The sequence below is a fragment of the Gemmiger formicilis genome, from assembly GCF_016901605.1.
Classification (GTDB): Bacteria; Bacillota; Clostridia; order Oscillospirales; family Ruminococcaceae; genus Gemmiger; species Gemmiger formicilis_B.
The window spans coordinates 1-3,453 of record NZ_JACJKP010000231.1; the positions used below are offsets into that span (position 1 = coordinate 1).

Genomic DNA, 3,453 nt, shown 5'->3' on the forward strand with positions numbered 1-3,453 from the left:
CCGTGGTAAAAGTGTGGTTGCCAGACTTTTCAGGGCTCCCTTTAGGGAGCGACCACAGGAGATAGGCCCTTATAGGGCCTGTTCAAACCACCCGTTCAACGGGTGGTTTTGATTTTATTTTCGCTTTAACACAAAAAGCAGCTACCTGTATAAAGGCAGCTGCTTTTGTTCTTTATCGGAGTCAGGCTTCTTTTTTCATAGCGCAATATCCGATTACAATGGTCCACACGTACGCGCAGGTTTTCGGAATCATCAACATACCAACTAGAGGATATTGGTCGGCGAAGATCACCACCGGAATGTAAAAAGCAAAGCTTAATACAATGGTAAGCCACATCCAGCGGAACGCCTTGTCCGTTGCTTGCTTTGCGCTGGTATAAAACAGAACAATCACTACCAGGCCCAACAAGGCGAAAGGAATGTTTCTATAAACGCCCCAGGAAAGCGGCGCCTCCGCACTGAGCCACTGGTTTTGCGGCATCATACACAACAGAATACGCAAACCCGCCAATACGTATACAGCGGCAGTTATCATATTTCTGCCCTGCACACGGTAACGCAGCCGCCATACATAGTAAAGAAGAACATAAAAAACCGTCATGGTAATGGAAGTGATCCATTTTCCCATTCCCAAAGCCACCGTGTAATTCTCGAGTCCGGTCGTGCAAAGAACCCATGCCCGGGGAATCAAATGAAAGGCATCGCCTGCCCCCAGTACGACCGCCATCAATCCAAATAGACGAAACTGAGAATTTCCTTTGCATGTAACGATCATCTTAATGCCCAATGTAATTACCGTCACAAGGTATAGGGCATCAAAAGCAGTTTCCATAATAGCCTGCATAATAAGTCTGTCTCCTTTTTATAATTTATCCACAAGAGCTGATGAGCTCTTTACGGCTGTTACATAATTTTTGCCAAACAAAACCCCCGCTATCAAGAGCGACGCTCCCAGCCCGGAATAAAACACCGCAATAAAGCGAAGCGGCGCTATGCCCGAGGCTCGCAATCCAATTCCCCCGCTCATCATAATAGCCATGATCAGAAAAGATTTCACATCAAAGAACTTGAGAAAGAATTGCCTCTCTTCTTTATAGGATTGGATTCTGGCGGTGTGCTTGCGCACAAGTTTTCCAAAAACCAAATACTGAAACACCGTAAATACCAACACGGACAACAGAATATTCAGTGGAGTCAGATACATAGAGTAGGACAAAATGCCGATACGCAGGATATTGAATCCGGCTGCACTCCATACAAGACAAGCGATAAGCAGTAAATTTCTACGAGCTACTTTCATAAAATTCCCCCTTCTTTTGTGAACAACGTTCACTTTGAAAAATATAAATCACCCGAACCCTTAAACACAGGCGCTTGATCTGACGGTCCGGGTGCTGAAATATTCAGTAAAGTGTTCTGCGTGCAATCTGTAATACAGCATCACAAGAAAAGTCACATCGCATGGATGCAGCCAACAGCAGTGAAAACAAAAGGTCTGCCATCATTTCAGGCGTAAAACTGTCATCAAAAGCACCCGAACGTATGTTGGCATCGTTGCGCAATACCGCGCATAACATCTCGCACATATGCTGCCATGTTTTCTGCATACGTTGTTTTCCATCGCTTTTTCCTTGCTGAGCAAAGCTCATGGAATGTAGCACAAAAAAACCAGGATATTGTCTGCTTCCGTATTCCATGCGCGCAAACATCCATCGAATACAGCTCAATATATCTGAAAAGGAATCATCTTGCTCTTCGCAACGAAAAATATCATTCCAGACACTCTCTACTGCAGCGCCTACCAAATCCGCCTTGGAATCGAAATAATTGTATACGGTCCCCACAGAAACACCGCAAGCGGAAGCAACTTGGCGCACATTTAATGTAGTCCCCTTCTGTTGACGAATCAACTCCCGGCAGGTTTGCAGAATCTCTTCTTTGGATGTTGCAATGATATTCATAGGCCCTCCCAACTTGAACAACGTTCATTATATGCGCAGAATACATATTTGTCAAGTATATCCTCTCCATTTGAAAAATTTGTATTTTTTTCAAAAAGCACCTTGACATTTTTTTCAAGCACTGATATAATAACAAAGCTTTCTGAAATATACATCAGAAAACCCTATGGGGGTGTAGCTCACCTGGGAGAGCGCCTGCATGGCATGCAGGAGGTAAGGGGTTCGATCCCCCTCATCTCCACCAAAAAGATCCGAGTCGCTGACTCGGATCTTTTTTTTGCACTGATCTGTGCCGTCTTTAAAACCCACAATATAAAAAGAGTATCGTAAGAATTATCTGCGGTACTTTTCATTATATCAATCGTCAATCGCCGATTCTTATCCAGAGCCTTTATGCATTATGGGCACAAATGATTTTTGGAAAGAAATAAGTAGTCAATGGAATCTGGTAATAGCATCTGAAAATTCACCTGACAATTTCCCTCATCCCCTGCCCCTTCCGGAGGGGTTATGAGGAGAATCATCAGGAGAGCACTTGGAGGTTATCCGCTGCAAAAAGGGCAAAAAAATAACGGAGTAATGAGAGCAAAAACTCCACATTACCCCGTATATTTTTCAGTTCATTGACAAGTTAAATTGCCCTTTTGGACAAGATAAATTGCCCCAAAACAAAGATGTCAAGGGGCAAAATAATTTGTCAATCGAGCAAAAATAACTTGTCAATGGAATCTGAGAACAGGACTTGAGAAATTACGGGGGGTACCCGGCCGCTTTTTCGCGTTTTGCAGTTGTAATAGGATGAATTGAGAAGAATTCGAGAGGTACCCGGCAGTCATTGACGCGCAAAATATTTTGCGATAATTCGTGGAAAATCACCTGCATTTCTGATAATTTTCCTCGTTTTTCATCCAATCTGGGGGGGATTATGAGGAGAATCATCAGAAGAGCACTTGGAGGTTATCCGCTGCAAAAAGGGTAAAAAAATAACGGAGCAATGCGAGTGAAAACTCCACATTACTCCGTTATATTTCATTTCATTGACAAATTAAATTGCCTTTTTGGACAAGATAATTTGCCCCCGAACAAAAGTGTCAGGGGGCAAAATAATTTGTCAATCGAGCAAAAATAACTTGTCAATGGAACCTGAGAACAAGATAAGAGAAATTACTCGGGGTACCCGACCACTTTTTCGCGTTTTACAGTTGTAATAGGATGAAGGTGAAGTATTTGAAGAGGTACCCGGCAGTCATTGACGCGCAAAATATTTTGCGATAATCCGCGGAAAATCACCTGCATTCCTGATAATTCCCCTCATTTTTCATCCAATTTGGAGGAGTTATGAGAGGAATCATCAGGAGAGCACTTGGAGGTTATCCGCTGCAAAAAGGGTAAAAAAATAACGGAGTAATGAAAGTGAAAACTCCACATTACTCCGTATATTTTTCAGTTCATTGACGAATTAAATTGCCTTTTTGGACAAGATAATTTGCCC

3 protein-coding genes and 1 tRNA gene are annotated in these 3,453 nt (G+C 42.8%); 1 reads left to right on the forward strand and 3 read right to left on the reverse strand.

What is annotated here, in order from left to right; all coding sequences use genetic code 11:
• Nucleotides 1-181: 181 nt before the first annotated feature.
• The 3 genes from H6B10_RS13340 to H6B10_RS13350 form a co-directional block, all read right to left on the reverse strand.
• The gene (locus H6B10_RS13340) at nt 182-844 is read right to left on the reverse strand and encodes a hypothetical protein (RefSeq protein ID WP_204652059.1); all 663 of its coding nucleotides are present in this window, start codon (nt 842-844) and stop codon (nt 182-184) included.
• 18 nt (nt 845-862) lie between these two features.
• Complete coding sequence (locus H6B10_RS13345) at nt 863-1,300, reverse strand: hypothetical protein (RefSeq protein ID WP_204652060.1); 438 nt, start codon at nt 1,298-1,300, stop codon at nt 863-865.
• Between the two features lie 103 nt (nt 1,301-1,403).
• Complete coding sequence (locus H6B10_RS13350; RefSeq protein WP_204652061.1) at nt 1,404-1,961, reverse strand: TetR/AcrR family transcriptional regulator; 558 nt, start codon at nt 1,959-1,961, stop codon at nt 1,404-1,406.
• Between the two features lie 168 nt (nt 1,962-2,129).
• Here H6B10_RS13350 and H6B10_RS13355 point away from each other — a divergent pair.
• Nucleotides 2,130-2,205: transfer RNA gene (locus H6B10_RS13355), tRNA-Ala, on the forward strand.
• The last annotated feature ends 1,248 nt before the right edge of the window (nt 2,206-3,453 follow it).

What these genes read in the sequence shown, in the direction of transcription:
- H6B10_RS13345 (WP_204652060.1), bottom strand. Translation starts at nt 1,300, where the DNA reads ATGAAAGTAGCTCGTAGAAATTTACTGCTTATCGCTTGTCTTGTATGG.
- H6B10_RS13350 (WP_204652061.1), bottom strand. Translation starts at nt 1,961, where the DNA reads ATGAATATCATTGCAACATCCAAAGAAGAGATTCTGCAAACCTGCCGG.
- H6B10_RS13340 (WP_204652059.1), bottom strand. Translation starts at nt 844, where the DNA reads ATGCAGGCTATTATGGAAACTGCTTTTGATGCCCTATACCTTGTGACG.